General features: G+C 70.9%; 26 protein-coding genes. 21 read left to right on the top strand and 5 right to left on the bottom strand.

Features of this window, described 5'->3' with window-relative positions; all coding sequences use genetic code 11:
• Positions 1–2: 2 nt before the first annotated feature.
• Entirely contained in the window at positions 3–479 is a 477-nt protein-coding gene (locus ACIBJC_RS28580; RefSeq protein ID WP_329824211.1) for a heat shock protein transcriptional repressor HspR, read from the top strand.
• 143 nt (positions 480–622) lie between these two features.
• Here ACIBJC_RS28580 and ACIBJC_RS28575 read toward each other — a convergent pair whose 3' ends face one another.
• Together ACIBJC_RS28575 and ACIBJC_RS28570 are read right to left on the bottom strand one after the other, a co-directional pair.
• A complete protein-coding gene (locus tag ACIBJC_RS28575) occupies positions 623–1600 on the bottom strand; it encodes a LuxR C-terminal-related transcriptional regulator (protein ID WP_399297253.1) in 978 nt (325 codons plus the stop codon).
• 281 nt (positions 1601–1881) lie between these two features.
• Positions 1882–2892 carry a helix-turn-helix transcriptional regulator gene (locus ACIBJC_RS28570; protein ID WP_399297251.1) on the bottom strand — a complete coding sequence of 337 codons (1011 nt, stop codon included), beginning with the start codon at positions 2890–2892 and terminating at the stop codon, positions 1882–1884.
• Positions 2893–3018: 126 nt separating this feature from the next.
• Between ACIBJC_RS28570 and ACIBJC_RS28565 the strand changes: the two genes are divergently transcribed.
• The 4 genes from ACIBJC_RS28565 (at position 3019) to ACIBJC_RS28550 (ending at position 7358) form a co-directional block, all read left to right on the top strand.
• Positions 3019–3294 carry a hypothetical protein gene (locus ACIBJC_RS28565; RefSeq protein ID WP_399297249.1) on the top strand — a complete coding sequence of 92 codons (276 nt, stop codon included), beginning with the start codon at positions 3019–3021 and terminating at the stop codon, positions 3292–3294.
• Entirely contained in the window at positions 3291–3614 is a 324-nt protein-coding gene (locus ACIBJC_RS28560) for a (2Fe-2S)-binding protein (protein ID WP_329824207.1), read from the top strand. The genes ACIBJC_RS28565 and ACIBJC_RS28560 overlap by 4 nt, the downstream gene beginning before the upstream one ends.
• 469 nt (positions 3615–4083) lie before the next feature.
• Positions 4084–6702 (top strand): ATP-dependent chaperone ClpB, encoded by a 2619-nt coding sequence (gene clpB, locus ACIBJC_RS28555; protein ID WP_399297247.1) that lies wholly within the window; start codon positions 4084–4086, stop codon positions 6700–6702.
• 128 nt (positions 6703–6830) lie between these two features.
• Entirely contained in the window at positions 6831–7358 is a 528-nt protein-coding gene (locus ACIBJC_RS28550) for a YbjN domain-containing protein (RefSeq protein WP_329824203.1), read from the top strand.
• A gap of 1316 nt (positions 7359–8674) precedes the next feature.
• On the opposite strand, the gene ACIBJC_RS28545 is transcribed toward ACIBJC_RS28550, so the two are convergent.
• Positions 8675–8884, bottom strand: a complete 210-nt coding sequence (locus ACIBJC_RS28545) for a DUF397 domain-containing protein (RefSeq protein WP_399297245.1) — start codon at positions 8882–8884, stop codon at positions 8675–8677.
• Positions 8881–9765 (bottom strand): helix-turn-helix domain-containing protein, encoded by an 885-nt coding sequence (locus ACIBJC_RS28540; RefSeq protein ID WP_399297243.1) that lies wholly within the window; start codon positions 9763–9765, stop codon positions 8881–8883. The genes ACIBJC_RS28545 and ACIBJC_RS28540 overlap by 4 nt, the downstream gene beginning before the upstream one ends.
• A 161-nt stretch (positions 9766–9926) precedes the next feature.
• On the opposite strand from ACIBJC_RS28540, the gene ACIBJC_RS28535 reads away from it, so the two are divergent.
• The 5 genes from ACIBJC_RS28535 (at position 9927) to ACIBJC_RS28515 (ending at position 12510) form a co-directional block, all read left to right on the top strand.
• Complete coding sequence (locus ACIBJC_RS28535) at positions 9927–10409, top strand: ATP-binding protein (protein ID WP_399297241.1); 483 nt, start codon at positions 9927–9929, stop codon at positions 10407–10409.
• A 211-nt stretch (positions 10410–10620) separates the two neighbouring features.
• Positions 10621–11586 (top strand): helix-turn-helix domain-containing protein, encoded by a 966-nt coding sequence (locus tag ACIBJC_RS28530; protein WP_399297239.1) that lies wholly within the window; start codon positions 10621–10623, stop codon positions 11584–11586.
• A gap of 86 nt (positions 11587–11672) precedes the next feature.
• Positions 11673–12020: a hypothetical protein gene (locus ACIBJC_RS28525; protein WP_399297237.1), complete on the top strand. Its 348-nt coding sequence runs from the start codon at positions 11673–11675 to the stop codon at positions 12018–12020.
• Positions 12017–12274: a hypothetical protein gene (locus tag ACIBJC_RS28520; RefSeq protein ID WP_329824196.1), complete on the top strand. Its 258-nt coding sequence runs from the start codon at positions 12017–12019 to the stop codon at positions 12272–12274. Before ACIBJC_RS28525 ends, ACIBJC_RS28520 begins: the two co-directional genes overlap by 4 nt.
• Positions 12275–12300: 26 nt before the next feature.
• Positions 12301–12510: a hypothetical protein gene (locus ACIBJC_RS28515; RefSeq protein ID WP_399297235.1), complete on the top strand. Its 210-nt coding sequence runs from the start codon at positions 12301–12303 to the stop codon at positions 12508–12510.
• Between the two features lie 21 nt (positions 12511–12531).
• Here ACIBJC_RS28515 and ACIBJC_RS28510 read toward each other — a convergent pair whose 3' ends face one another.
• Positions 12532–13683 carry a pyridoxal phosphate-dependent aminotransferase gene (locus tag ACIBJC_RS28510; RefSeq protein WP_399297233.1) on the bottom strand — a complete coding sequence of 384 codons (1152 nt, stop codon included), beginning with the start codon at positions 13681–13683 and terminating at the stop codon, positions 12532–12534.
• An 887-nt stretch (positions 13684–14570) separates the two neighbouring features.
• Here ACIBJC_RS28510 and ACIBJC_RS28505 point away from each other — a divergent pair.
• The 11 genes from ACIBJC_RS28505 to kynU all read left to right on the top strand — a co-directional run bounded on the left by ACIBJC_RS28505 (position 14571) and on the right by kynU (position 26176).
• The gene (locus ACIBJC_RS28505; RefSeq protein WP_399297231.1) at positions 14571–15107 is read left to right on the top strand and encodes a DUF2617 family protein; all 537 of its coding nucleotides are present in this window, start codon (positions 14571–14573) and stop codon (positions 15105–15107) included.
• A gap of 36 nt (positions 15108–15143) precedes the next feature.
• Entirely contained in the window at positions 15144–16775 is a 1632-nt protein-coding gene (locus ACIBJC_RS28500; protein WP_399297229.1) for a polyamine aminopropyltransferase, read from the top strand.
• Positions 16776–16917: 142 nt separating this feature from the next.
• A complete protein-coding gene (locus ACIBJC_RS28495; RefSeq protein WP_399297227.1) occupies positions 16918–17823 on the top strand; it encodes an SRPBCC family protein in 906 nt (301 codons plus the stop codon).
• Positions 17824–17832: 9 nt separating this feature from the next.
• Positions 17833–18690, top strand: coding sequence for an aldose 1-epimerase (locus ACIBJC_RS28490; protein WP_399297225.1), 858 nt, complete (start codon positions 17833–17835; stop codon positions 18688–18690).
• Between the two features lie 33 nt (positions 18691–18723).
• The gene (gene pyrE / locus ACIBJC_RS28485) at positions 18724–19260 is read left to right on the top strand and encodes an orotate phosphoribosyltransferase (RefSeq protein ID WP_329824187.1); all 537 of its coding nucleotides are present in this window, start codon (positions 18724–18726) and stop codon (positions 19258–19260) included.
• A gap of 216 nt (positions 19261–19476) precedes the next feature.
• Positions 19477–20508: a class II fructose-bisphosphate aldolase gene (gene fbaA, locus ACIBJC_RS28480; protein WP_329824186.1), complete on the top strand. Its 1032-nt coding sequence runs from the start codon at positions 19477–19479 to the stop codon at positions 20506–20508.
• 119 nt (positions 20509–20627) lie between these two features.
• Positions 20628–22085, top strand: a complete 1458-nt coding sequence (locus ACIBJC_RS28475; RefSeq protein ID WP_399297222.1) for an MFS transporter — start codon at positions 20628–20630, stop codon at positions 22083–22085.
• A gap of 138 nt (positions 22086–22223) precedes the next feature.
• Positions 22224–22637 carry a DUF3151 domain-containing protein gene (locus ACIBJC_RS28470; protein ID WP_399297220.1) on the top strand — a complete coding sequence of 138 codons (414 nt, stop codon included), beginning with the start codon at positions 22224–22226 and terminating at the stop codon, positions 22635–22637.
• A gap of 370 nt (positions 22638–23007) precedes the next feature.
• Positions 23008–23829, top strand: a complete 822-nt coding sequence (locus ACIBJC_RS28465) for a DUF3152 domain-containing protein (protein ID WP_399297218.1) — start codon at positions 23008–23010, stop codon at positions 23827–23829.
• A gap of 171 nt (positions 23830–24000) precedes the next feature.
• Positions 24001–24846 carry a tryptophan 2,3-dioxygenase family protein gene (locus tag ACIBJC_RS28460; protein ID WP_399297216.1) on the top strand — a complete coding sequence of 282 codons (846 nt, stop codon included), beginning with the start codon at positions 24001–24003 and terminating at the stop codon, positions 24844–24846.
• A gap of 10 nt (positions 24847–24856) precedes the next feature.
• On the top strand, positions 24857–26176 hold the full coding sequence (kynU, locus tag ACIBJC_RS28455) for a kynureninase (protein WP_399297343.1): 1320 nt from the start codon (positions 24857–24859) through the stop codon (positions 26174–26176).
• The last annotated feature ends 15 nt before the right edge of the window (positions 26177–26191 follow it).

The raw sequence follows: 26191 nt of genomic DNA, 5'->3' as shown, positions 1-26191 counted from the left end.
CGATGGACAGGGACGGGCGGCGGCGGCCGTCCTCATCGTTCGGCAGGGCGTACACGCTGACCGAGGAGACGCCGGTGTACGTCATCTCGGTGGCGGCCCAGCTCTCCGGGCTGCACCCGCAGACCCTCCGGCAGTACGACCGCCTCGGTCTGGTCTCCCCGGACCGTACGGCGGGGCGCGGGCGCCGCTACTCGGCCCGTGACATCGAACTGCTCCGGCAGGTGCAGCAGCTCTCGCAGGACGAGGGCATCAATCTGGCCGGAATCAAGCGCATCATCGAGCTGGAGAACCAGGTCGCCGCGCTCCAGGCCAGGGTCGCCGAGCTGTCCTCCGCGGTGGACGGCGCCGCGGCGGCGATGCGGCAGCGCGAGGCGCAGGTGCACGCGTCGTACCGCCGGGACCTGGTGCCGTACCAGGACGTGCAGCAGACGAGCGCGCTGGTGGTGTGGCGCCCGAAGCCCAAGCGCGCGACGGACTGAGTTCGAGCGCGCGACGGGCTGACAGCCGACGGGCTGACAGCCGACGGGCTGACGTCTCTCACCGCCACACGACGCCCGGCCGGGATCTCCCGCCGGGCGTTCCGTCGTGTGCGGGCGCGGTCGGCCCGGTTTCGCGGTCGCGGTCAGCCCAGTTTGCGTTCCTCGGCGGCGGCCTCGGACCCCCACCACACCCCGAGCGAGAACAGCGTGTCCACGCCGACGACCTCGTACAGCTTGTTCAGGTCGGTGTTGACGGTCCGCAGGCTCACATCCAGCTCGCTGGCGATCTGCTTGAGGGTGCGGCCCTCGCGGAGCTTGTTGAGGATGCGCCGGGAGCGGCCCGTCGTGACGATCCCCTCCCTCGGCAGGAACCGGCCGCCCATCCAGGGCTCGGCCCGCTCCCACTGCTGGTCGAAGAGGTGGTGGAGGAAAGCCACCATGCCGGGGTGCGTCACCTTGAACGCGGTCATTCTGTTCGGCTCGTCCCGGTGGTCGGAAATGATGGCGAATCTTCTGTCCACGAGGATCATTCGCTCGAAATCGGAGGCGAGGGTACGTATCTCCGCGCCGTGCGCGCTCATGGTGGTGGCCCACTCCTGTTCCGCGGCACGGGTGCGGGCGGGCTCCGAATAGATCGTGCGGCGTGCGATCCCGCGCTGGAGGAGTTTGATCTCGCGGGGGACGACCGCGGCCAGTCCTTTCGCGGTTCTGTTCACCGGATGCGCCGTATACATGTGGGATTGCGCGTAATCCGCCGCCTGCATGATGGCGGCATTGACGTGTTCGACCCGGTCGAGAAACTCGATTCCGTTACCGGTGGGCGATTCGTGTGTGCGGATGTCGCGGTACAGCTCGTCGAGCTGGTGCATGCGCTGGAGGTGGCGGGCGATGCCGGCGCGCTCCTCGGCCATGGCGGTCTGCTCCGCATGGTGCAGGTCGGCCACGCCCCACCGGTCGGAGTGGGGGTCGTGCACCGCCAGTCCGAGGGCGATCAGTTCGGTGCAGCCCGGCTCGGCCCGCCCGACCTGCTCGCCCCTGACGAGCCGGCGCAGCAGGGTGTGCGCCCCCGCCGACACAGCGGGCGACGGTTCTCTGTGTGTCACCGCGTCCGGTTGTGTCATATGTCCCTCCTGCGTGGTTCCGCAGTGCTGCACGGTTCCGCAGTGCGCATCAGTGCAGTCGCGTTTCGCTTGATCCGGGCAGGCCGTGTCGGCACTCTACAGAGAGTGACCGAGACCATCGCCGAGTTCTCGCCGTGCAGGGGTGGGAGTTCGACGTCCGGTTCAGGGAATTCGGGCTGATTCGGGCCGATTCAGTTGGCGGGTTCCCTCTCTGTGTTCACGGTGGTTCTCGTTGTGGGCGGTACGGAGCGAGATAGGTCGAGGTGTTTCGAAATGCCGGGTCAGCGCTCCTGGTCGAGGATTCCCGAGTGCGCGATCAGATAGCCGAGCTGCGCCCTGCTGCCGCTGCCGAGCGTGGTGGCGAGTTTGGCGATGTGGGCACGGCAGGTCCGTACGTTCATCCCCAGCCGCCGGGCGATGGCCTCGTCCACGTACCCCTCGATGAGCAGTTTCGCGATCGACCGCTGGACGCCGGAGACGCCGTCGGGTGTCGGCTCGTACGAGACCTGCTCGGTGAGGGGCGTGGCGCGGCGCCAGAGCTGTTCGAAGACCTGGGCCAGGTAGTCGACGAGCGCCGGGTGGCGCAGTTCCAGGGCGACCGCCCGGTCGGAGCGTGCCGGGATGTACGCGACGGTGCGGTCGAAGATGATCAGTCGCTCGACCAGCTCCTCCAGCGTCCGGATCTCGACGTTTCCTTCGGCGAGCCGTTCGGCGTAAGCGAGCGTGCCCTGTCCGTGCCGGACGGTGTGCTGGTACAGGGTGCGGATGCTGACCCCGCGGTCCACCACGAGCTGGCCGCGCTCCAGGCCCTGTTCGAGCGCGTCGGCGCTGCGGACACCACCTGGCTGCACGGTGAGGACCTCGGTCCTGCACGCGGCCGTGGCGAGGTCGATCGCCGCGTTGATACGGCCCTTGCCCTCCAGGACGGTGATCGCGTGGGCGCTCGGCGGCCCCTGCGAGGCGATGGCCATGAACGGCTCGAAAGCGTCGGTGAGCGCCACCGCGAAGTGCCGTCGCTCCTGGATCTCCCGCTCGACGGGGTTGAGGCGTTGGGAGAGCGCGGCGGACGGCGGAACCGGTCGCAGCCAGTCCGGATCGTCCGGGTCCGGATGCAGGAGTGGGAACTCCATGAGACACGGGGCGGCGACGATCTCGCTCCGGGCGAGGCGCCCCGAGCGCAGTGCGCTGGCGTAAAGCCGCCTGCCGTCTTCACATAGATCAGTGACGGCATGGGGATGTGTCGGTTTTGTGATGCTTTCGGTCAAATCTCCACCCCTCAGGGTCCTGAACATGCAGGAACATGATGCCTCGTCCCGGTGGTGTTGACGTGTCCGAATGAGACATCGTCTAGATGGCGGGGGAGAGGAATCCATCAAGTGAGGACGAAGCCGACTATGTATAAGAGAATGCTTCGCGCGGTGGTTGCCACTGCTTTCTCTGCGGCTCTGGCCTACGGTGTGCTGGGTGTTGCCGGGGAGATCTCCTGGACCAGCGCGCCGGCCGGTTCGGCCGGCCAGACCACCGCGGTGGGGGAGATCTCCTGGACCAGCACTCCGGCCGGAACCGTCGTCCAGGCCGCGGGCGCCGGGGAGATGAGCACGGAAGAGATCTCATGGACGGTGGCCCCGAAGGCAGCTTCGGGTGACGCCGGCGACATCGAGTGGGGCAGTACCCCGGCCGGCATCACGGCATGACCGTCCCGCCGGACGATCGGGTCTTCCGGCGTGAGATGGCCACGGCGTACCGATCGGGGTGGCACTTCATCGATCTGGTCACGGCCATTCCCCACCGAGGAGACTCGTTGATGGTCACTCTCTTCGGAGAGCCGATCGTCGTCGTGCGTGAGGAGGACGAGGACGTACGTGCCTACCGCTGCCTCCGCAGGCCGCGCGGGGCTCCACGCCCGGTCCGCTGCGCCATCCGCTACGACATGATCTTCGTCAACCTCGACCAGCGTGACCACCAGCTCGTCGGGTCACCACAAACCACCCTCGCCACCCCCCGCAGTGCCTGAACGATTCCCCCGTCGTTTCAAATCGTTCAGGCGCTTCCCCCACACAACGGCGCCATCGTGGACCTGAAACACGATGGCGCCGTTGTGCTGCCCGGATTCTTCCCGGATTCTTCCCGGGCCCCGGTGGCGGCCCCGGCAGGCCTCCCTGCCCCCTTCCTGACCGCTCCTGGCCCGGCGCGCGGACACCCGTGCGCCGGGCCATTGGTGTGTACCGGTGGTGCCCGCGCCGGAACGCGAGAAAATCAGGGGGCGGGGGCCGATTTTCCGGGCGCCACTCGGCCGAGCCAGCCTTGAGTGGAATAGACTCAACTTTGCGTAGGTTCTTGCTGTCAGGGATGCGGCGGCCCGGATGAGACCGGAGTGGCGTTTTCCCGTACCCATAGGGGATCACGCAAGGGATCGCGTGAGGATCACGTAAGGGATCCCGCAAGAGCCCGCGCAGAACTCGTGCAAGGAGGAGAGGGCCCACGTGGACGCCGAGCTGACCAACAAGAGCCGGGATGCGATCAACTCCGCCACCAACCGGGCGGTGGCGGCGGGACATCCCGATCTGACCCCCGCGCATCTGCTGCTCGCGCTGCTGGAGGGCCAGGACAACGAGAACGTCACCGACCTGCTGGCCGCCGTCGAGGCCGACCAGGCGGCCGTACGGTCGGCCACCGAGCGGCTGCTCGCCGCCCAGCCCAGCGTCACCGGGTCGACCGTCGCGCCCCCGCAGCCCAACCGCGACCTGCTCGCCGTCATCGCGGACGCGGGCCGCCGGGCGAAGGAGCTGGGCGACGACTACCTCTCCACCGAGCACCTGCTCATCGGCATCGCCGCCAAGGGCGGCCCGGCGGGGGAGATACTGGCCCGGCAGGGGGCGGCGGCTGACCGGCTCCTGGACGCGTTCGAAAAGGCAAGGGGAGGGCGCCGGGTGACCACACCCGACCCGGAGGGCCAGTACAAGGCCCTGGAGAAGTTCGGCACCGATTTCACCGCGGCGGCCCGCGACGGCAAGCTCGACCCGGTCATCGGCCGGGACCAGGAGATCCGGCGCGTGGTGCAGGTGCTGTCGCGCCGTACGAAGAACAACCCCGTGCTGATCGGTGAACCGGGCGTCGGTAAGACCGCCGTGGTCGAGGGGCTCGCGCAGCGCATCGTCAAGGGCGACGTGCCGGAGTCCCTCAAGAACAAGCGGCTGGTCTCGCTGGACCTCGGCGCGATGGTCGCGGGCGCCAAGTACCGCGGCGAGTTCGAGGAGCGCCTCAAGACCGTCCTCTCCGAGATCAAGGAGAGCGACGGCCAGATCATCACGTTCATCGACGAGCTCCACACCGTCGTCGGCGCGGGCGCCGGCGGCGACTCCGCGATGGACGCGGGCAACATGCTCAAGCCGATGCTGGCCCGCGGCGAGCTGCGCATGGTCGGCGCGACCACCCTGGACGAGTACCGCGAGCGGATCGAGAAGGACGCCGCCCTGGAGCGCCGCTTCCAGCAGGTGCTGGTCGCCGAGCCGAGCGTCGAGGACACCATCGCGATCCTGCGCGGGCTCAAGGGCCGTTACGAGGCCCACCACAAGGTGCAGATCGCGGACGCGGCCCTGGTGGCCGCCGCCGCCCTCTCCGACCGCTACATCACCTCCCGCTTCCTCCCCGACAAGGCCATCGACCTCGTCGACGAGGCCGCGTCCCGGCTCCGTATGGAGATCGACTCCTCGCCGGTCGAGATCGACGAGCTCCAGCGCTCCGTCGACCGCCTCCGCATGGAGGAGCTGGCCCTCAAGAACGAGTCCGACCCCGCCTCCAAGCAACGCCTGGAGAAGCTGCGCCGCGACCTCGCCGACCGCGAGGAGGAGCTGCGCGGCCTCACCGCCCGCTGGGAGAAGGAGAAGCAGGGCCTGAACCGGGTCGGTGAGCTGAAGGAGCGTCTCGACGACCTGCGCGGCCAGGCCGAGCGCGCGCAGCGCGACGGCGACTTCGACACCGCCTCCAAGATGCTGTACGGGGAGATCCCCAACCTGGAGCGGGAGTTGGAGGCGGCGGCCGAGGCCGAGCAGGAGGCAGCCAAGGACACGATGGTCAAGGAGGAGGTCGGCCCGGACGACATCGCCGACGTCGTCGGCTCCTGGACCGGCATCCCCGCGGGCCGCCTGCTGGAGGGCGAGACGCAGAAGCTGCTGCGTATGGAGCAGGAGCTGGGCAAGCGGCTGATCGGCCAGGGCGAGGCGGTCCAGGCCGTCTCCGACGCCGTACGCCGCACCCGCGCCGGCATCGCCGACCCGGACCGGCCCACCGGCTCGTTCCTCTTCCTCGGACCGACGGGCGTGGGCAAGACCGAACTGGCCAAGGCCCTCGCGGACTTCCTCTTCGACGACGAGCGGGCCATGGTCCGTATCGACATGAGCGAGTACGGCGAGAAGCACTCCGTGGCCCGCCTGGTGGGCGCGCCTCCCGGTTACGTCGGCTATGAGGAGGGCGGCCAGCTCACCGAGGCAGTAAGGCGGCGCCCGTACTCCGTGGTCCTCCTGGACGAGGTCGAGAAGGCGCACCCCGAGGTCTTCGACATCCTGCTCCAGGTCCTGGACGACGGCCGCCTCACCGACGGCCAGGGGCGGACGGTCGACTTCCGCAACACCATCCTGATCCTGACGTCGAACCTGGGCAGCCAGTACCTGGTCGACCCGAACATCACCCCGGAGCGCAAGAAGGAGCAGGTCCTCCAGACCGTACGGGCCTCCTTCAAGCCGGAATTCCTCAACCGCCTGGACGACCTGGTGGTCTTCTCCGCCCTGTCCCAGGACGAGCTGGCCCACATCGCGGGCCTCCAGATCGGCCGCCTCGCCAAACGCCTCGCGGAACGCCGCCTCACCCTGGAGGTCACCCCGGAGGCCCTGACCTGGCTGGCGGAAGAGGGCAACGACCCGGCCTACGGCGCCCGCCCGCTGCGCCGCCTGGTCCAGACGGCGATCGGCGACCAGCTCGCGAAGGAGATCCTGGCGGGCGACATCACGGACGGGGACACGGTCCGGGTGGACCGGGTGGGAGACGGCCTGATGGTGGGGAGGGGCGCGGCGGAGGCGCCAGGGCGCCTGGAGAAGGCGCTGTAGGGGAAGATCCCCGGGTTGCGGTGGGGCCCGTTCCGTGTCAGCCCAGAGCGGATGGACGCGGGCCGGGCTTGCCAGGGACCGCCCGGGATGGGAGAGGATGGCAGGAACCGTACGAAGGGAAATACACGGTGAGCATCGACCCGTCCTCGATTCCGAATTTCGGGGGACAGCCCCAACCGCAGGGTGAAGGACCGGCGGGCCCCGTCGTCCCCGACCAGGATCTGGTCAAGCAGCTCCTGGAACAGATGGAGCTGAAGTACGTCGTCGACGACGAGGGCGACCTCGCGGCGCCGTGGGAGGAGTTCCGCACCTACTTCATGTTCCGTGGCGAGGAGGACCAGCAGGTCTTCTCGGTACGGACGTTCTACGACCGGCCGCACCCCATCGAGGACAAGTCCAAGATCCTCGACGCGATCGACGACTGGAACCGCCGCACGCTGTGGCCCAAGGTCTACAGCCACATCCACGAGGAGGGCGACGGCCCGCCCACCGTGCGGCTCATCGGCGAGGCCCAGATGCTGATCGGCATGGGGGTCAGCCTGGAGCACTTCGTGTCGTCGACGGTGAGCTGGGTGCGCGCCTCGATCGAGTTCGACAAGTGGCTCGTGGAGCAGTTCGGCCTGGAGCCCGGCGACGAGAAGCCCGAGGACGTCTGAGCCACGTCCTCTTCTGCCGCGGGCGAACCGATGAGCCCGTCCCCAGGTGGGGGCGGGCTCATCGGCGTCCGGGGCCACGAGCTCGGCCCCGTTGCCTGGGGTGTGGCGTGCGGGGCGGGTCAGGGGGTTTGCGCCTGGGCGCAGAGCTGCCGAGGGCGCGCTTCGCGCGGTCGGGGTGGGCCGGGTGTGTCTTATGGCGGGTGGCCCGCCCCCTCCCTGGTTCGATGATCGCGGCTCCGGGGTGTGCGTCAAGGGCGCTCCTTTGTCGCGTCGGCTTCGCCGATGTCGCTGCGCTCCACCCTTGACCCCCACCCCTCCACCGCTGGAAAAGGCGTGGGGAGGGGGCGGGGGGAGGGGTCCCCTGGGAAACACCGATGTCCCTGGGGTCGGTTCCAGGCTTGCGGGCCGGTTCGCCCTGCGGGGCGCGCGGTAGTGGAGTGGGGTGGCCCGGCTTTCGTCAAGCGGCTCCCCTCCGGATGACGGCTGGGCTTCATGCCCCGCTGGTCACCCGCCGTGGGTGGGAGGGGTCGGGTGGAGTCGGGGCGGATGTGACGTGTGGGGCGGGGGTGGTGCGCAATGGGGATGTGTGTGCCGAGAGTCCCGCATAGGTGCGCTGGCTGCACGCAGTCACGGAACAACGGAGCCAACCCCTCCAATCAGCCGGGGCAAACTGGGGCATAACGCATGCTTTCTGGGTGGGGAAGCGCCCTATCGGCCACCAAGACCGCGCCCTGCCCCGGCACCGCATCCCGCCCCGGCACCCCATCACCCCGGCTCCATCAAGGCACCCGGCTCCGTCAAGTCGCCCCACTCCACGCCGCATTCACCACCGGCCCCACCCACGGCGAGTGACCAGCGGGGCATGAAGCCCAACCGCTATCCGGTGGGGAGCCGCTTGACGAAGCCCGTCACCGCCCCACTCCACTGCCGCGTGCCCCGCAGGGCGAGCCGACCGCAAGCCTGGGACCGACCCCAGGAACAGCCGTGTTTCCCAGGGGACCCCTCCCCCCGCCCCCTCCCCACGCCTTTTCCAGCGGCGCAGGGGTGTGGGTCAAGGGTGGCCGGAGGCCATCGGCGCAGCCGACGCGACGTAGGAGCGCCCTTGACGCACACCCCGGAGCCGCGATCATCGAACCAGGGAGGGGGCGGCCCTCCGGTGACCCATCAACCACCGGGCAACCTCGGTTCCCCCTCGGCACTGACCTGCGCTCAATGCCGTCAGGGCACTCGTGGAACGTGAGGTTCGCTCGGGCCCGCTTGGTGAAGATGCGACCGCGCCTGGTCCAGCGATGCCCGGGGCGCGTGCCGTCGAGGCGTCAGGCTTCCACGGCGTACGTCACAAAGTGCGCCCAGGCGCGGGGTGCGAGTGCCAGGTGGGGGCCCTCGATGGTCTTGGAGTCGCGGACGTGCACGGTGCCGGGGGTGGTGGCGATCTCGACGCAGGACTCGCCATTGGTACCGCCGCTGTAGCTGCTCTTGAACCACGTCAGTTCGGAGGCGTCCCCGGCGGAGGCCTTGCGCATCATGTCTCTCCCAGAAGTCTTTCGATGAAGGCCAGCGACTCCCGTGGAGGGAGGGCCTGCGCTCGGATGGTGCCATATTGCAGCTCAAGGATGCGGAGGTGCTTCGGATCGGAGACGGGCCGCCCGTTGAACAGGCCGTCGGAGCGCCCCACCGCTGTACCATCCGGGAACTTCAGCAGATCGATCCTGCCGTCCAGCCCAGGGTGTGCCTCGGTGTTGGTGGGCATCATCTGGAGTGTGACGTTGTGCAACCGCCCCGCCTCCAGCAGACGTTCGAGCTGCTCTCGCCACACCATTGTGCCCCCAACCTGTCGGCGCAGCGGTGCCTCTTCCAGGACGAAATGGATTGACGGAGCCGGGTCGCGATCGAAGACCGACTGCCGGGCCAGACGGGCCGCCACCATGCGTTCGACATCGTCCGGGGAGTACGGCGGCTGCGCGGCCTGGATCACGGCACGTGCGTGCTCGGGCGTCTGCAACAGCCCCGCGATGATGTTGCACTCGTACACGCCGATCTCGACCGCCTGGGCTTCCAGCTTCCCCAGATCCCGAACCTTCTTCGGGTACCGGACCTTCTTGACGTCCTCCCAGGTCGCCGCGATGAGCCCACCCGCTCCCAGCACCTCGTCGGCCGCGTTCAGGAAGTCCTGGCGGGGGATCCGCTTGCCGCCCTCGATCTTGTACACCATGTCCTCGCCGTACCCGATGGCCTTTCCGAACTCCCCGGCGCGCATCCCCGCCGCCTCCCGTCGGAGCTTCAACTGCCGCCCCACCGTGGTGATGACGGCCACGCCCCACTCGTCGTCCGGGTCCACCTCCCACCCCGGCTCGTCCGCCTCGTCCGTCTCGTCCCTCGGTTGTACCGCCTCGCCGTCCACCGACATCCGTACTCCTCCGTCCTGCCGCGCCGTCCCTCGGCGCCCTGCGCCCTACCCGTAACAACGGCGCGGACAGTCAGGACAGCACCGGACAAGAGCCGGACAGTGACCGTACGCAAGCGCTCCGTCACTCCTCAGGGTAAGCAGATTCGGACACTGTGAGTGATGTGAACGATGAAAAAGCCGAGACCACGGCTCAACTCGACCACCCCGTCCCCGTCTTCAGCGTGCTGCTTTCCTCCACGCGCCGGGGCGCCCGCCTCGCCCGTCTGCTTGCGGAGAGTCAACTCCGGGACTGGGGGCTCCCGCTGGACCCGGGGCGGCTCCTCGTGGCCGAGCTGGCGGCCAATGCCGCGAGTCATGGCCGGGTGGCCGGGCGGGACTTCCGGCTCACGTTGCGTCTTGCCGGGGGCGTTCTCCGGATCGAGGTCGCCGATACGCGCCGGGAACGCCTGCCCGTACTCCAACGGCCACCCGTGGACGACGAGTCGGGGCGTGGCCTGCTGCTCGTGGACGTGCTGGCCGACCGGTGGGGAGTCACCGAGGGCCTTTTTCCGCGCAAGACGGTGTGGGCGGAGCTGCGCTGTACGCGACCGGAACCCGTTCCGTCGGGTTCCGGTGACTCCGGTGCTCTTTCCCAAGGAACGTGAGGAGAAAGAAACCCACCAAGCCCCACCCCACCCACCCGTCGCTCACACTCACTCGGGCGGGTGAACATCCCTGGCTGGGCTGGATTTGGTGTCCCCCGGCTGCCTTACGCTCAGCGAGAGCGGACACACCACCGCAGACATACGTCGGCCCCCGGCCGGGACTAGCGATCCCGATCGAGGGCCTGACCAACGAGGAAGAGCAACCTTCCTGATGGATAGTCGAAACACTAGCGTGCCCCCGCACGCCCCGTCAGCCGTAGCTGGCGGTCAACGCCCCGCACGGGCTAACCCGCGTCCCCGTGTTCGGCCCCCGGCCGCCCCGGTGGCTCATCCCGCCGGAGTCGAGCACGACAACTCCCGCCACACCACCCACTTCACGGTGATCGGCAACCACCTCGCCCAGCACCGCGAGTTGTCGCTGACCGCCATGGGGCTCGCTCTGCACATCCAGTCGCTGCCCACCGGGGCCCGCGTGGACATCAAGACCCTCGCCCACCGTTTCACGGAGGGCTCCACTCGTATCGCCGCCGGGTTACGGGAACTTGAGGCCCACGGCTATCTGCGCCGGGTCCGTGAACGTACCCCTGGTGGCCGGATCGTCACGCGTACGATCTCCTGCAACCAGCCTGCGGCGGCCCGGCACCGTACGGCCAACGCGCCCGTACGAGCCACCAGGCCCGTCCCTCCGGCGCACGAGACGGGCCCCGAGCGCGCGGGCCCCGAGCGCACGCGGCCCGCGCCGCCCCGGAAGAAGCGGCCTCTGCCCGCCGTGCCCCAGCCCGGCTTCTCCTCCCCGGAGCTCCTCCGGGCGGCCACGGAGGTCCTGGCCGACCTGCGCGCCCTCGACCCCCGGCTGCTCCTTTCCACCTGCGACACGGCCCACCTGGCCCCGGGGGTCGCCGCCTGGCTGGAGCGCGACGTGCCACCCGCCGCCGTGTGCCACGCCCTGGCCGCCGACCTGCCGCCCGAGGGCCCGCGCCGCCCGGCCGCTCTGGTGGCGTACCGCCTGATCGCCCAGTTGCCACCCCCGCCCCCGTTCCGCCCACCGGCGGCCCTGGAACCCGTCCGGCATCCCCTCCAGAACTGCGACCGCTGCGACCGCGCCTTCCGCGGCCCGGAACCGGGCCGCTGCGGAGAGTGCCGCCCGGCCGGCCTCGGCGCTCCCACCAGCCCATGAACAGGACCTTCACACCCATGTTGGCGACAACCTGCCCCAACCGTCCCGGACGACTACCCTGGCCCGTGCGCTCCCAGGAGGACACGATGAGCATCCAGGCCGACCATGGACACGAGCTGGCCCCCCGCCCCGAGCAGACGCCCGACGCACTGCGTGCCGCGCTCGCCGTCGTCGCCCCCGGCCGCCTGGCCGAGATGCAGCGGACGAAGGACGAGGCCTTCGCCAAGGCCGTCGAGTGGCAGTCGCTCAGCCCGGTGCGGAGCTGGGTCCTGGCCTGGGCCAGGGACATCGAGATCGCTCGCTGTCCCGACCTGTCCGCTCGCCATGCCCGCGCGAGCAGAGACCTGGAGCACGAGGATCCGGGCGTCGCCCGGGAGGCGCTGCGGGAACTGACCGCGGTCCTGGACGAGGCGATGACGGCAGTACGCGGTTGAGCTGGGCCTGGGAGTACGCCTTCGGGGCAGAAGAAGCGGCCCGCACCGCACCGCGCTCCTTCCTGGCCGGAGTGGAGGAGAAGGCGGATGAACTGGTCAGGGCGGCGGAGGCACTGTACGTGCACGGCCGAAGCCATGAGGGAGACAATCCGAAAGGCGGGAATCTCCCCGTTCCCGGTGGCATGTTCACGTACCAGATTGTCGTGCGCAGTGAACATGTCTACATCGTCCAGATCACCTACCTGGGATTCTGACAGGCGGTTGCCACCGGCCGGATCTCATGTCTTCCAGCAGCTCCGAACCAGGCGGCTCGGGGCGACTTTACGTAGGGAGCACCCAGGCGTCGACACCACGATTCCGGTTCACGGAAACGGAGCTGATCGCGGAGACCTCGGCCGGTTTCGACCAGCTCTACGCACGGGGTGAGGAGCACGCCGACTTCTTCGACCGCGAGATCGCCCCGCTCCCGCCGCCGGTCGCCCTCCTCTGAGCCGGGCCGTTCGCCGTGCGGTCAGGACGACAGGCGTCGAAGGCGACTGACGGCCTCTTCGAGGACATCGGGGCGTTTGCAGAACGCGAAGCGTACGAAGGGCGCGCCTTGCTTCCGGTGGTCGTAGAAGACCGCGTTCGGGACCGCGACCACTCCGCACCGCTCCGGGAGCGCGCGGCAGAACGCGAAGCCGTCGGTCTCGCCGAGGGGGCGGATGTCCGTCGTGACGAAGTAGGTGCCCGCCGGGCGGTAGACCTCGAAGCCGGCCGCCTCCAGGCCCGTGCAGAGCAGGTCGCGCTTGGTGCGGAGGTCGGCGCGGAGGTCGTCGAAGTAGCTCTGGGGGAGGCGTAGGGCTTCCGCGATCGCGTACTGGAAGGGTCCTGAGCTGACGTACGTCAGGAACTGCTTCGCCGAGCGCACCGCTGTGACCAGGGCGGGCGGGCCCGTCACCCAGCCGACTTTCCAGCCGGTGAACGAGAAGGTCTTGCCGCCGCTGCTGATGGTCAGGGTGCGTTCCCGCATGCCGGGCAGGGTGGCGATCGGTACGTGTGCGCCGTCGAAGACCAGGTGTTCGTAGACCTCGTCGGTGATGACCAGCAGATCGCGTTCCACGGCGAGTTCGGCGACGGCGGTCAGTTCGGCGGGGCTGAGGACGGTGCCCGTGGGGTTGTGCGGGGTGTTGAGGAGCAGGATTCGGGTGCGGTCGGTGATCGCGTCGCGCAGTTCGTCGAGGTCCAGGTGGTACGCGCCGTCGCGGGGGCGCAGGGTGACCGGGACGCGGGTGGCGCCCGCCATGCCGATGCAGGCGGCGTACGAGTCGTAGTACGGCTCCAGGGCGATCACCTCGTCGCCGGGGCCGGCCAGCGCGAGCAGGGCGGCGGCGATGGCCTCCGTGGCGCCCGCGGTGACCAGGACCTCGGTGTCGGGGTCGTACGTCAGGCCGTACCGCAGCCGCTGGTGGTCGGCGACCGCGGTGCGCAGTTCGGGGACGCCGGGGCCCGGCGGGTACTGGTTGCCGCGGCCGTCGCGCAGCGCCCGTACCGCGGCCTCTCTGACGGCCTCGGGCCCGTCGGTGTCGGGGAAGCCCTGGCCGAGGTTGATCGCCCCGGTGCGGGCGGCCAGGGCCGACATCTCCGCGAAGATCGTGGTGCCGCCGAGCCATTCTTTGGTCATGGCGGCCATCCTGCGCCGAACCTCTGGACTTGCTCAAGTCGGCTTTGGGCGGTGGACGCCCGGGGGACAACCGATGCACGCACGTCAGTGCGGGGCCCGCCGCCCGAGGTGGTGCGGCCTCGCTTCGGGGGAACAGCCGGGGGAACAGTAAGGACGGTGAGGCCCATGTTCGGCATGGGAGTGGTGGTGGTTCTGGTCGCGGTCGCGGTGGTCGGGGTCGTGTCGAGTGTGAGCAGCCGGGACAAGCGGCGGCGGGGGCAGGCTCGTAGCGCGGCGAAGGCGCGGAGCGCGGCGCGGAACCGTCGTACGGGGAGGCCCTCGGCTTCGCCGTCGCTGTCGAAGAAGGGTGCGAGGGGTTCGAAGGGCTCGAAGCGTCGTTCGTCCGACGGAAGTTGGTGGGCCGGGGGCGCCGGTGGCGGTGCGGCCGGCGGGTCGGCGTCGTGCGGCACCGGCGGCGGGCACTCGTCGTGCGGGGGCGGCAGCCACTCGTCCTGCGGCGGAGGCGGGTCCTCCTGCGGGGGCGGCGGTGGCGGTGGTGGCGGGGGATGCGGCGGAGGTAGCTGACACGGGGCAGCTAGTTCGTCGCTGAAAGACAGGTCCCGCGGAGGGTTCGCCTCCGCGGGACCTTTTGCGTTCGGCCCGGCGGGGGCGGTGGTGCCGGGATTGGTTGAACAGTTGAACCCCTGGGCCCCCTAGGGGATGGAAACCCCGTCAAGTTGGGTAAAAACGCTGTGAGCGTCGCGTACTTCGTGATTCCCTCCCTCTTGAGAGCTTCCAGCCCTCGGACCTGATATGGCGCCGAGCGGGCGATCTCCTCCACGAGTTCCGTAGCTCTCCGTCCGGGACATCCCCGGTCCACCCGTCAAGCGTGTTTGCGGAGCCGACCCATGCTCACCACCCTCAATACCGCCTACACCGACACCCGCGCGGCCGATCTGGCCTGGGAGTTGGGCCGGGAGCCGGTTCCCGCCCTGGCCGTCCTGGATCTCGATCTCGCCGGTGCCGGGCTCCAGTTGAGGCTGCTCGGCGCCTCCCACCAAGTGATTCTCGAAGAGCGGGGCGGTGCCTGCTCCGAGACCGTCGCCTGTATGCCGGGCAGCAGCACACCGCTGCCGCTCGGTGTGTCCAAGCGCCTCGGGGATTGGGAGTACGAATTCGCCGCGCGCGTCGAGACCCTGTCGCGCAATTCGTTCTCCGGCCGCGCGCAGGAACTGCTCGCCCTGGTCTCCGATCATCCGAACGGCCTAGCGGGGACGTTCCCCGGGGCCCCGAACGCCTTCACCGCGATGCTCGCGCAGCGCGACGAGAGCCATGTCCGGTGGCGCACCTGGCACGCGTACCCCCAAGAGGGGCGCCTGGTGGTAACCCGGACACGTATCAGGGTCCGTATGCCTGCGGTGCGGGAAATTCAGCCGTGTGGGTGACAAACCGCAATGAATTCGTGACGTAGCGTTACGGACATGATCGAGCAGTCCGTGTCCTCGCCGCCCCAGGGTGAGACACGGCTGCCCGTGCGCGCGGGGGCGGGGCGGTTCATGATCCTCGCCGTCGTCTTCGTCTGCGCCGCGTGCGGACTGGTGTACGAGCTGGAGCTGGTGGCGCTGGCCTCGTATCTCATCGGGGACTCCGTCACCCAGGCGTCCGTCGTCCTCTCGGTGATGGTCTTCGCGATGGGCGTCGGCTCGCTCCTCGCGAAGCGGCTGCGCTGCCGGGCGGCCTTCGGCTTCGGGCTGCTGGAGGCGGCGCTGGCGCTGCTGGGCGGCTGTTCGGCGCTGGTGCTGTACATGAGCTTCGTGTGGGTGGGCGAGTCGCGGTACGCGCTGGTGGGCTTCTCGCTGGCCATCGGCGTGCTCATCGGCGCCGAGATCCCGCTGCTGATGACGCTCATCCAGCGGTTCTCCCGGCAGGACGCGGAGGGGACGGTCGCGGATCTGTTCGCCGCGGATTACGTGGGGGCGCTCGTCGGCGGTCTCGCCTTCCCGTTCCTGCTGCTGCCCTGGCTCGGACAGCTCACGGGCGCGCTGGTCACGGGCGCGGTCAACGCGGTGGCGGGCGCCGCGCTCGTCCTGTGGCTCTTCGGGCGCGATCTGACGCGGCGGTCGCGCCGGCTGCTGCTGGCGGTCAATGTGCTGGTGCTCGCCGTGCTGGCCACGGCGGCCGTCGAGGTCGACGACTTCGAACGGGCGGCGCGGCGCGCGCTCTACGGCGACGGGGTGCGGGTCGCCCTGCACACCGACATCCAGGAAGTGGTGCTCACGGGAGAGGGGGAGGGCGCGGGAGGGGACGGGGCGGGCGAGCCGCTGGAGCTGTATCTGGACGGGCGGCTGCGGGTCAGCGGGCGCGACGAGTTTCGTTACCACGAGGCGCTGGTGCACCCCGCGATGCGCGGGCCCCATGCGCGCGTGCTGATCCTCGGCGGGGGCGACGGGCTGGCCGCGCGCGAGGTCCTGCGCTACCAGGACGTGCACACGGTCACCCTGGTCGAGCTGGACCCGGGCGTCGTCCGCCTCGCGCGTACGGACCCGGCGCTGGCGGAGCTGAACGGGCACGCGTACGAGGATCCGCGGCTGCGGGAGGTGTCGGCGGACGCGTTCACCTGGCTGCGGGGGGCGGATCGGGCCGGGGCGGGCGGGTACGACGTGGTCATCTCGGACCTTCCCAACCCCGGCATCACCGCCAGTACGAAGCTCTACTCCGAGGAGTTCTACGGGCTGGCCTCGCGCGTCCTCGCGAAGGGCGGGCGGCTGGCGGTGCACGCCGGGTCGCCCGCGACCGACCCGCGTACGTACTGGACGGTGGACGCGACGCTGCGCGCCGCCGGGTTCGGTACGACGCCCTACCGCGCCACGGGAGGCCCCTCCGGCTTCGCGGCGGGGCCCGACCGGGTGAAGGACGGCAGACCGGAGGTGAGCGACTGGGGGTTCGAGCTGGCGGGGCTGGGTGCGCGGCCCGCGCTCGGGCTGGCGGAGGACGCGCCGAGGCTGCGGTCGCCGACACCGGCTCTGCTGGCGGCGGGCCGGCGGGGCGTGGAGCGTACGAGGGTGCCGGGGCTGCCGCCGTCGACACTGGTGCATCCCCGGTACGGCGGGTAGGGGGAAAGGGAGGAGAGAGGGAGGGAAGAGGGTGCTGGGGAGAGTGTGAGGGAAGGGGTGGGTGCTGTGGTGTGGGGGCGTTGTGCGTGGTGTGGGGCAAAGGGGCTGCCTCGGCGGCGACCTCTGAGTAGGCTCGGCTTCCATGGAGCATGAGGTGTTCGTTCCGGTTTCGGCAGAGACCCTTCGGCAGACGCTGCGGGACCCCGCCCGGGTCGCGCGGTGCGTTCCAGGGCTTCAGCAGGACGCCGACGCGTCGGCCGGGCCGCTCTCCGGGCGGCTCAAGGTCCGTATCGGCGGCCACACGATCACCTACCGCGGCGCGCTGACGCTCGCCGAACGGGACGGGCGGTTCGAGATCGAGGCGGTGGGCACGGAGGTCCGGGGCACCGGCTCCGCCAAGCTCACGCTCATGATCGGGCTGACGGACGCCCCCGGCGGTACGACCGTCACGTTCACCGGCGGCGCGCGCGCGGACGGCCGGCTGGCCGAGCTGGACGCCGGGGCGGTGACGGCGGCGGGCCAGCGGCTGCTGGACCGGTTCGTCGCGCGGCTGGGGGACGAGTCGGCTCCGGAGGAGCCCGCCCCCGGGGAAGGCCCCGACGCGGATGCCGACTCGGAGGCCGTATTGGACGCGGAGGCCGGTTCGGACCCGGAGGCCGGTTCGGAACCGGACGCGGGCTCGGACGCGGATGCCGTATCCGACGCGGACGCGGCATCGACCCCGGATGCCGATGACGCCGCCTCCGTCTTCGACGTCGAGGTGGAGCCGCCCTCGCTCGACGGTGCGACCACCTCCGGTGAGGGTGACTTCCGTATCCCCGACGTCCCCTTCGAGGAGCCGCCCGCCGAGGCCGCGCACGCCAGGCGGACGATGATCGGGCGCAGCGCCGAGGAGGTCGACCACGCGCCGCCGCGCGGCCGGTACGCGCCGGTGCCCGCGCCCGACGCCGCCGAGGGCGGTGGCGCGCTCCGCTGGATCGCGCCCGCCGCCGCACTCGCGCTCGCCTCCGCCGTGGTGGTCGGCCGCGCGCTGCGGCGGCGCAAGTAGTGTCGGCGTGTGAGTAGCAGCGAAGAGAGCATCCGACTGGCGGCGGGCGACGCCGAGTTGACCATCACTCCGGCGAACGGCTGCCGGATCAGCAGTCTGCGCATCGGCGGGACGGAACTGCTGCGCCAAGGGGAGCGGTACGGCTGCTTCCCGATGGTGCCGTGGTGCGGCCGGATCGAGCACGGACAGTTCCGCAACGGCGGCGTGATTCACCAGATGCCCCTGAACTCCCCGCCGCACGCCATCCACGGCACCGGCAGGGACACGGCCTGGCGTACCGCGCGGGCGGGCGAGAGCGAGGCGGCGTTCACCTACGACCTGGCCGAGCCGTGGCCGTACAGCGGGCTGGTGACGCAGGTCGTGGAACTGGCCCCGGACTCGCTGACCCTCCGGCTCGGGGTGGAGACGTACGAGACGTCCTTCCCCGCGCAGGCGGGCTGGCACCCGTGGTTCCTCCGCACCCTCGGGGACGGGGACGGGGACGGAGACAGGGACGGGGACGGCGGACCGGGTGACGGCACGGCGGCGGCGGAGGGCGGCGTGCGGCTCGACTTCGCCGCCGACTGGCAGGAGGAGCGCGGCCAGGACCACCTCCCCACCGGCCACCGGATCCCGCCGCGCCCCGGCCCCTGGGACGACTGCTTCGGGATGCCGGACGGGGTCGCCGCCACGCTGACCTGGCCCGGTCAGCTCGAACTCAAGGTCACGAGCCCCGCCGAGTGGGCCGTGATCTACGACGAGCAGGCCGAGGCGGTCTGTGTCGAGCCGCAGTCGGGACCGCCGAACGGGCTGAATTCCGCGCCCCGGCTGGTCACCCCCCTGGAGCCGCTGGAGATCGTCACCACCTGGCAGTGGCGACGCCTCTGAGGACCGGGCGGAGGACGGCTTAAGCTCATGGGCATGACTGACGTACGGGCTGAGCTGCTCCAACTGATCAAGGACAAGGCCGTGGTCCACGGCAAGGTGACCCTCTCCTCGGGGATCGAGGCCGACTGGTACATCGACCTGCGCCGGATCACGCTGGACGGGCACGCCGCACCGCTGGTCGGTCAGGTCATGCTGGACGCCACCGCCGAGCTGGACTTCGACTGCGTGGGCGGGCTGACGCTGGGTGCCGACCCGGTGGCGACATCGATGCTGCACGCCTCCGCAGCGCGCGGGCAGCGGCTCGACGCCTTCGTCGTCCGCAAGGCGCAGAAGGCGCACGGCCTCCAGCGCCGTATCGAGGGCACGGACGTCAAGGGCCGGCGCTGCCTGGTGGTCGAGGACACCTCGACCACCGGCGGCTCCCCGCTGACGGCCGTCGAGGCGGTACGGGAGGCGGGCGGCGAGGTCGTCGCCGTCGCCGTCATCGTGGAGCGCGGTGCGGCCCCGGCCGTCGCGGCGGCCGGGCTGCCCTACCTCAACGTCTACGCACTCGACGAGCTGGGGCTCTGACCTGGAGTTTCCCGTCGACTCCGGTGGCTGTCGGCCGTTTCACGTGAAACGGCCGACAGAGGCCCGTGCCGTACTCGCCGCCGTACCCACCGCGGTACCCACCGCGGTACTCACCGTGGACCTCACGGGAGAGTCTGGAAAGATGGGGCCGACGACGATGTCGCCCCCAGGTCAGGGACAAGCACCTCACACCCGCACATCACAAGGAGCGGCCCGATGCCCATCGCAACCCCCGAGGTCTACGCCGAGATGCTGGACCGGGCGAAGGCAGGCAAGTTCGCCTACCCGGCCATCAATGTGACCTCGTCCCAGACCCTGCACGCCGCGCTGCGCGGCTTCGCGGAGGCCGAGAGCGACGGCATCATCCAGATGTCGACCGGTGGCGCTGAGTTCCTGGGCGGCCAGTACAACAAGGACATGGTGACCGGTGCGGTCGCCCTCGCCGAGTTCGCGCACATCGTCGCCGCCAAGTACGACATCACCGTCGCGCTCCACACCGACCACTGTCCCAAGGACAAGCTCGACGCCTATGTCCGTCCGCTGCTCGACGTCTCCGCCGAGCGCGTGAAGGCCGGTCGTAACCCGCTCTTCCAGTCGCACATGTGGGACGGTTCCGCCGAGACGCTGGCGGACAACCTGGCCATCGGTGAGGAACTGCTCGCCCAGGCCGCCGCCGCCAAGATCATCCTTGAGGTCGAGATCACCCCGACCGGCGGCGAGGAGGACGGCGTCACCCACGAGATCAACGACGAGCTGTACACGACCGTCGACGACGCGCTGCGTACGGCCGAGGCCCTGGGCCTGGGCGAGAAGGGCCGCTACCTGCTGGCCGCGTCCTTCGGCAACGTCCACGGCGTCTACAAGCCGGGCAACGTCGTGCTCCGTCCCGAGCTGCTCAAGGACCTCCAGGACGGCGTCGGCGCCAAGTACGGCAAGGCCGCCGGCAGCCAGCCGTTCGACTTCGTCTTCCACGGCGGCTCCGGCTCCACGGCCGAGGAGATCGCCACGGCGCTGGAGAACGGCGTCGTGAAGATGAACCTCGACACCGACACGCAGTACGCCTTCACGCGGCCGGTCGCGGACCACGTGCTGCGCAACTACGACGGCGTGCTGAAGGTCGACGGCGAGGTCGGCTCGAAGAAGACGTACGACCCGCGCACCTGGGGCAAGCTGGCCGAGGCCGGCATGGCCAAGCGCGTCACCGAGGCGTGCGCCGCGCTGCGCTCCACGGGCACCAAGCTCAAGTAACTTCCTGTGGGTCGGGCCCGGCACCGTTCCTACGGTGCCGGGCCCGACGCGTGTACGGAACGCGGCGCAGCCGCCGTCGCCGGGTCGCTTTCCGGGGGCGGTGCGGGGATGATCCCCGTATGGACATCAGGCTGTCCTCGACCCGGGGACGCTGGGTCATTCTGACGACGGTGCTCGGTTCGAGCATGGCTCTGCTCGACTCCACCGTCGTCAATGTCGCGCTGCCGCACATCGGGGACTCGCTCGACGCGGACCTCGCGGCGCTCCAGTGGACCGTCAACGCCTACATGGTCACGCTGGCCGGGCTGATCCTGCTCGGCGGCTCGCTCGGCGACCGGTACGGGCGGCGGCGCGTCTTCGTCATCGGGGTGGTGTGGTTCGCGCTCGGGTCGCTGCTGTGCGGGATCGCGCCGAACGTGGCCATCCTGATCATGGCGCGCGCCCTCCAGGGCGTGGGCGGCGCGCTGCTCGTACCCGGCTCGCTCGCGATCATCCAGGCGAGTTTCCACCCGGACGACCGGGCGCGGGCCGTCGGCCTGTGGTCGGGGCTCGGCGGCGTGGGGGCGGCGATCGGGCCGTTCCTGGGCGGCTGGCTGGTGGACGGGCCCGGCTGGCGCTGGGTGTTCCTGATCAATGTGCCGCTGGCCGCCGTGTGCGTACCGGTGGCCCTGCGCCACGTACCGGAGACCCGCGACCCGGCGGCGCACGGGAAGTTCGACGTGCTGGGCGCGGTGCTCGGCGCGGCGGCGCTGGCGCTGGTCACGTACGCGCTCATCGCCAGGACGGTCTGGCCGGGGGTGGCGGGGGTGCTGGTCGCGGTGGCCTTCGTACGGGTCGAGCGGCGCCGGGCCGAGCCGATGCTGCCGCTGTCGATCTTCCGGTCCCGGCTGTTCACCTCGGTGAACGTGGTGACGCTGTGCGTGTACGCGGCGTTCGGCGGCTTCTTCTTCCTCGCCGCGCTCCAGCTCCAGGTCGTCTCCGGGTACTCGGCGCTGCGCGCGGGCGCGGCCCTGCTGCCGACGACGGTGCTGATGCTGCTGCTCTCCGCGCGCTCCGGCGCGCTGGCGCAGCGGATCGGGCCCCGGCTGCCGCTCACGGTGGGGCCGCTGCTGTGCGCGGCGGGCATGGGGCTGATGCTGCGCGTGGGCCCGCACGCCGACTATCTGACGGATGTGCTGCCGGCCCTGGTGGTGCTGGGGATGGGCATGGTGACGCTGGTCGCGCCGCTGACGTCGACGGTCCTCGCCTCGGTCGACATCGCGCGGGCCGGGCTGGCCAGCGGCATCAACAACGCGGCGGCCCGCGCGGCGGGCCTGATCGCGGTGGCGGCGCTGCCGCTGCTGGCGGGCATGGGGCCGGAGGTGTACCGCTCGGCGACGCAGTTCGACGCCTCGTTCCGGCGGGCGATGCCGATGCTCGCGGGGGTGCTGGTGGTGGGCGCGCTGATCGCCTGGGCGACGGTACGGTCGCCGGGGCGCGAGGCGGCCGGGCGACCGGAGCCCGAGTGCCGGGTCAACTGCGGGCTGACCCCGCCGGTGGAGACGGACCGGCCCGGGGAGAGGGGCGGGGTGGGTTGAGCGGGGTGGGTTGAGCGGGACGGGTTGAGCGGGGTCGGCTGAGCGGGACGGGCCGAGGGGGACAGGCCCCGATGGGGATGGGGCGAGGGGCCCGGTTCCGGTGGCCGGAGGCCGGGTGCGGCAAGGCAGACTGTAGGCATGGGTATCCACGAAAACCTTCTGGGGGGACCGCCCCCCACCGAACTGCCCGACGATCCCGAGCCGCGTGAGCTGCTCGCGAACGGCACGCCGCCCGCCGACGTCGCCGCGAAGTACCCGACCTCGTCGCTGGCCTGGGCGCAGCTCGCCGACGGTGCGTACGAGAACGGGCGGGTCGTCGAGTCGTACGCGTACGCCAGGACCGGCTACCACCGCGGGCTCGACGCCCTGCGGCGCAGCGGCTGGAAGGGCCACGGCCCGGTGCCGTGGGAGCACGAGCCGAACCGCGGCTTCCTGCGCGCCCTGCACGCGCTCGCGCGCGCCGCGCAGTCGATCGGCGAGGAGGCGGAGTACGAGCGCTGCGCGACGTTCCTGCGCGACTCCTCACCGCTCGCCGCGGACACCCTCGGCTGAAAACGTACGGGGTCCGGCCGCTCCTGGAGCGGGTCGGAGGCTCCCGGACTGAGTCGGAGCAGGTCGTGGTGCGTATCTCAGGGTGTCTCAGGGTGCCGGTCTCACCCTGATGGTGCCTTTTGAGCCACCTCGTGTCCTGAACCCCGCGATGAGTGTCTTGTGAAGGAACCCTTCGAAGGCCCCGCCCGTCTCTCAGGGCGTGGCCTTCGCATAGGTGAGCGAATGTCGCTACCGGTATCAACTGCGACCGGGTTCGATCAGGGAGACATTCGTTTTGGGCAAGCGCGCCGCCATCCGTCCGGGACGCCATAGGACGTCCGCCTCCGGTGGCGGTGGCGGTGACGGCGGGGGCACGGGCCGTTACGGTCGCGTGCGCCGGCCGATCCGCCCGCTGGTGGCGGCGGGGATCGCCCTCGCCGCCGTGATCATCGGTGCCGCCGCCGTCGCCTCCTGGCCGGGCACCGAGGCGGAGGCGGACGCGCAGGGGGACGGCGCCAAGGGCGGCGCCTCGCAAGCGGCCTCCCCGGCGACCGGGACGGAGCCGGAACCGCAGACGACGCGGAGCCCCGAGGCACCGGAGACGAAGCCCACCCCCAAGCCCACGCCGACGCCCACGACCTCGGCCGACGTCCCGGTCTCCGGCCCCGGCACCTTCACCACCGCCCAGTCGCAGGGCGACCCCGTCGGCTCGGGACCGCTGCGCCGCTACAGCGTGCAGGTCGAGAACGGGGTCGACGTCTCCGCCGCGGGCGCCGCCGGCGAGATCGAGAAGATCCTCGCCCACCCGCAGGGCTGGGCCGCGCACGGCCGGGGCAGTTTCCAGCTGGTCTCCTCGGGCGCCGACTTCGTCATCCGTATCGCCACCCCGGCCACCGCCGACAAGCTCTGCCTCGCCCAGGGGCTGAACACGCGCGGCGAACTGAACTGCGAGACCGTCGACGGTGTCGTGGTCAACCTGCGCCGCTGGGTGCTGGGCTCGCCGCAGTTCGACGGGGAGCCGTCCGAGTACCGGCATCTCATCATCAACCACGAGGTCGGCCATGAGATCGGCCTCCAGCAGCACCTCGGCTGCGGCGGGCCCGGCAAGCTCGCCCCGGTGATGATGCAGCAGATCAAGGGGCTCGACGGCTGCCGTTCCAACGCCTGGCCGTACGACAAGGACGGAACGTACGTCGACGGCCCCGGCCTCTGACCGCGAGGGCCCTGGCCTCCGAAAGAGAGGGGCCGGGGCCCCGGCGGGCGGGGCATGCGGGGCGGGCGCGGTGGCGGGGGCCCGGATTATGATGCCGGGAGGGGACCGGAGCTCCGTAGCCACAGACGGAAAGGGGCGGACCGCTACCCGGCACATGTCGAGGAGACAGAGATGTCGTACACCCCCGATGTCCCCGGAGCCGGTTCGGACGCCCCGAATCTGGATTTCGCCGGGACGACCCCGTACGAGGACTACGTCCAGGCGGACGTTCTCACCCACTTGCAGCATCCGCGCTCCGACGACCCCGGCGAGATGGTCTTCCTCGTCACCACCCAGGTCATGGAGTTGTGGTTCACCGTCATCGTCCACGAGTGGGAGACGGCCTCCCGCGCGCTGCGCGAGGACCGTCCGCAGGTCGCGATCGACGCGCTCCGGCGCTCCGCGCGCGAGCTGGAGGCGCTCAACGCCTCCTGGCAGCCGCTCGCCCGCCTGACACCCGCGCAGTTCAACGCGTACCGGAGCGCGCTCGGCGAGGGCTCCGGCTTCCAGTCCGCGATGTACCGGCGCATGGAGTTCCTGCTCGGCGAGAAGTCCGCGTCGATGCTCGTCCCGCACCGGGGCGCGCCGCGTGTCCACGCCGAGCTGGAGAAGGCGCTCCAGGAGCCGAGCCTGTACGACGAGGTGCTGCGGCTGCTCGCCCGGCGCGGGCTGCCGGTGCCGGACGCGGTGCTCGGCCGTGACCTCGCGCGGCGGTACGAGCCGGTGCCCGAGGTCGAGGAGGCGTGGACCGGGATCTACGGTGACCCGGACGGGAACGCCGAACTCGTCGTCCTCGGCGAGGCGTTGACCGATGTCGCCGAGCTGGTGTGGCGCTGGCGCAACGACCATCTGGTGGCGACCCGGCGCGCGATGGGCTCCAAGACCGGTACGGGCGGTTCCGCGGGCGTCGCCTGGCTGGAGAAGCGGGCCGCCAAGAACGTGTTCCCCGAGCTGTGGACAGCGCGCAGCCATGTCTGAGCCCGTGCGGATGTCCGAGCCGGCCGAGCAGGCCGGACCGGCGGACCCGGCCGGACCGGTGGCGCGGGCCGCGGCGCTGGACGCCGCCGATGAACTCGCCCCGCTGCGCGACCTGTTCGCCCTCAACGAGGGATCCGTCTATCTCGACGGGAACTCGCTGGGCGCGCTGCCGCGCCATGTCCCGGAGCGGATGCGGGAGGTGATGACCCGTCAGTGGGGCGAGCTGGGTATCCGCTCCTGGACCGAGGAGGGTTGGTGGACCGCGCCCGAGCGCACAGGCGACCGGATCGCCCCGCTCGTGGGTGCCGGCCCCGGGCAGATCGTGGTCGGGGACTCGACCAGTGTGAATGTCTTCAAGGCGGTGGTGGCCGCCGTACGCCTCGCCGACCAGGACCGTACGACTGACGAGAACCGTACGTCCGACCAGGACCGTACGGCTGACGAGAACCGTACGGACGTGCTGGTCGACGCCACGACCTTCCCCACGGACGGCTACATCGCGCGGTCCGCCGCCCGGATGACCGGCAGGCGAATCGTTCCTCTCGACCCGGCCGAGCTGCCCGCAGCGCTGGGCCCGCGCACCGCCGCCGTACTCGTCAACCACGTCGACTTCCGTACGGGACGCCTCCACGACCTCCCCGGGATCACCGCCGCCGCGCACGCGGTCGGGGCGCTCGCCGTCTGGGACCTGTGCCACAGCGCGGGCGCGCTGCCGGTCGGCCTGGACGCGCACGGGGTGGACCTCGCGGTGGGCTGCACGTACAAGTACCTGAACGGCGGGCCCGGTTCGCCCGCCTTCCTGTACGTCGCCGAGCGCCATCAGGCCCGCTTCGACTCCCCGCTGCCGGGGTGGAACGGGCACGCCGACCCGTTCGCGATGGCCCCCGGCTTCGCGGCGGCGGACGGCGCGGTACGCGGCCGGGTCGGCACCCCCGACATCCTCTCCATGCTGGCGCTGGACGCCGCGCTCGATGTCTGGGCGGACGTGCGGATGGCGGACGTACGGGCGAAGAGCCTGGCGCTGACCGACTTCTTCCTGGAGTGCGTGGCGGCGTACGCCCCACCGGGCCGGGTGAGTTCGCTGACCCCCGCCGCGCACGCCGAGCGCGGCAGCCAGGTCGCCCTGCGGTGTGCGGAGGCGCCCGCGGTGATGGCGGAGCTGATCGCCCGCGGGGTGGTCGGGGACCTGCGCAGGCCGGACGTGCTGCGCTTCGGTTTCACGCCGCTGTACGTGGGCTTCGCGGACGCGGAGCGGGCGGCGCGGGTGCTCGGCGAGGTGCTGGCCGAGGTGCCGGGGGAGGCGCCTGGGGCGGGGTGGGCGGAGGGGTAGGCGGGTGTGGCCGCC

Source organism: Streptomyces sp. NPDC050509 (assembly GCF_044457965.1).
In the GTDB taxonomy this organism is placed as follows: domain Bacteria; phylum Actinomycetota; class Actinomycetes; order Streptomycetales; family Streptomycetaceae; genus Streptomyces.
This window is presented reverse-complemented; position numbering and strand designations above follow the sequence as displayed.